Origin of the sequence: Curtobacterium sp. B8 (genome assembly GCF_000333315.1) — a bacterium.
Lineage (GTDB): Bacteria > Actinomycetota > Actinomycetes > Actinomycetales > Microbacteriaceae > Curtobacterium > Curtobacterium luteum.
Window position 1 is genome coordinate 1 of record NZ_BACW01000177.1, and the last position, 2,649, is coordinate 2,649.

General features: G+C 72.1%; 1 protein-coding gene and 1 pseudogene. Both read left to right on the forward strand.

Features of this window, described 5'->3' with window-relative positions; translation table 11 throughout:
* A pseudogene (locus tag I59_RS04345) lies at positions 1-861 on the forward strand (glycogen debranching enzyme); the annotation flags it as partial.
* Between the two features lie 205 nt (positions 862-1,066).
* Positions 1,067-2,649 (forward strand): maltotransferase domain-containing protein (locus I59_RS04350; protein WP_022902821.1); only part of this gene is annotated, 1,583 nt, incomplete at its 3' end.

The window sequence follows — 2,649 nt, forward strand, 5'->3', positions numbered from 1 at the left end:
ACCGACATCGCGGAGGAGCGCCGCAACGGCGCACCCCGGACCGGCATCGGCGCGCTCGCCGGGGCCCTGACCGGGTCGCGGCACCTCTTCGGCGCCGAGCGCGGACCGCTCGCCGGCGTGAACTTCGTCACCGCGCACGACGGCTTCACCCTGCTCGACCTGGTGTCGTACGACCGCAAGCACAACGACGCCAACGGCGAGGAGAACCGCGACGGCTCGGACGACAACCGGTCGTTCAACCACGGGATCGAGGGCGACACCGCGGACCGCGGTGTGCGCGCCGCACGCGGCCGGAGCATGCGGAACCTGCTGGGGACGCTCCTGCTCTCGGCCGGGGTGCCGATGCTCACGGCCGGCGACGAGCGCAGCCGCACGCAGCACGGCAACAACAACGCGTACGTCGTGTCGGACGACCTGACGCCGGTGGACTGGTCGGACGACGAGGACGCGGAGTCGACGACCGCCACGGTCGCGGAGCTCACGCGGTTGCGCGCGGCGCACCCGGCGCTCCGGCCGACCCGGTTCGGCGTCGAGGGGCAGGAGACCCCCGGGGCGTCCCGGATGACCTGGTACGGCCCGGACGGCGGCCCGATGACGGTCGAGGGCTGGGACCAGCCGATCCACCGCGCGCTGCAGTACTTCGTGGAGTCGACCCCCGAGCACGAACCGTACGACCGGGTGCTCGTCGTCGTGCACGGGAGCGGGCGGACGCGGGACATCACGCTGCCGGTCCGCGAGGACGTGCTCGGGTACCGGCTCGCCTGGTCGAGCGAGAAGCACCGCGACCACCAGCGGCTGCGTCCGGCGGGGCAGGTGTTCACCGCGTACGGTCCGGGCATCCACGTGTTCGAGATCGCGTAGGGCGCCGGGCGTCGCGTCGCGGGCATCGCGTCACGGTCGCGACCAGTCGCCGGCCTGGAGGCGCGCGGCGGGCCCGCCACGCGCCTCCAGGCGGTCGCGGTGCCGGTCCGGCGCCGCTCCTCCACAGCCGCCCCGCTCGCGTCCGTCGTCCACACGACACGCGTTCCGGAGAACGCCGACGCGCCTTCCGGGTAGCGTCGGCTCCGTGGCCACCGCAGACCGACCCCGGCGACCGAAGCCCGGGCGCATCCCCATCACCCAACTCGCACCGACGACGCCGAACGGGTACCCGAGCAAGGCGTTCGACGGCGAGGTGATCACCTTCGGCGCGACCGTGTTCCGCGAAGGGCACGGCATCATCGGCGCCGACCTCGTCCTGGAGCGTCCCGACGGCGGCACCCGCACCGTCCCGCTCACCCTCGTCGCGCCCGGCACGGACCGCTACGAGGCCACCGTGCAGGTCGACCACGTCGGCGTGTGGTCCTGGCACGTCGAGTCGTTCTCCGACGACTGGGCCACCTGGGTGCACGCCGCCCGACTCAAGATCGCCGCCGGGGTGGACACCGAGGCCACGCTCCTCGACGGCGGTGTCCTGCTGGACCGCCTCGCGAGCGAGACCGACTCCCCCGCCGCGGCCCGGGCCGCGGCACGCATCCGCGACACCTCCCTCGAACCCGCCGAGCGGCTCGCCGCGATCGACGACGCCCGCATCACCGGCGAGGTCGAGGACTCCCCCCTGACCTCGCTGCGCACGCACTCGCCGACGCAGCTGCTCGACGTCGAACGCACCCGCGCCGGGGTCGGCGCCTGGTACGAGTTCTTCCCCCGCAGCGAAGGCGCGAAGAAGAACGCCGACGGCTCGTGGAAGAGCGGTGACTTCCGCACCGCCGCACGTCGGCTCCCCGCGGTCGCCCGGATGGGCTTCGACGTCGTGTACCTCCCGCCGATCCACCCCATCGGGACCACCGCGCGCAAGGGCCCGAACAACACGCTCACCGCGGGCCCGCACGACCCCGGGAGCCCCTGGGCCATCGGCTCGGCCGACGGCGGCCACGACGCGATCCACCCCGACCTCGGCACCGAGGACGACTTCCGGGAGTTCGTCGAGACCGCGAAGAACACCGGGATGGAGGTCGCCCTCGACTTCGCCCTGCAGTGCTCGCCCGACCACCCGTGGGTGACCGAGCACCCCGACTGGTTCACGCAACGCGCGGACGGCTCCATCGCGACCGCCGAGAACCCCCCGAAGCGCTACCAGGACATCTACCCGATCCAGTTCGACGCCGACCCCGAAGGCCTCGTCGCCGAGGTCCTCCGGGTGCTCCGGCACTGGATGTCGTTCGGCGTGCGCATCTTCCGCGTCGACAACCCGCACACGAAGCCGCTGTGGTTCTGGGAGCGCGTCATCCGGGAGATCCGCGACGAGCACCCCGACACCGTCTTCCTCGCCGAGGCGTTCACCCGTCCAGCGATGATGCGTGCGCTGGCCGAGGTCGGGTTCCAGCAGTCGTACACCTACTTCACCTGGCGGAACACCCGCGAGGAGATCGAGTCGTACTTCGACGAGCTCAGCCACGAGACGAGCGCGTACCTGCGCCCGAACCTCTTCGTGAACACGCCCGACATCCTCACCGAGTACCTGCAGTTCGGCGGACGCGCCGGGTACAAGATCCGCGCCGCGCTCGCCGCGACCGGGGCCCCGACGTGGGGCATGTACTCCGGGTACGAACTCTTCGAGGACGTGGCCCGCCCCGGCTCTGAAGAGAACATCGACAACGAGAAGTACGA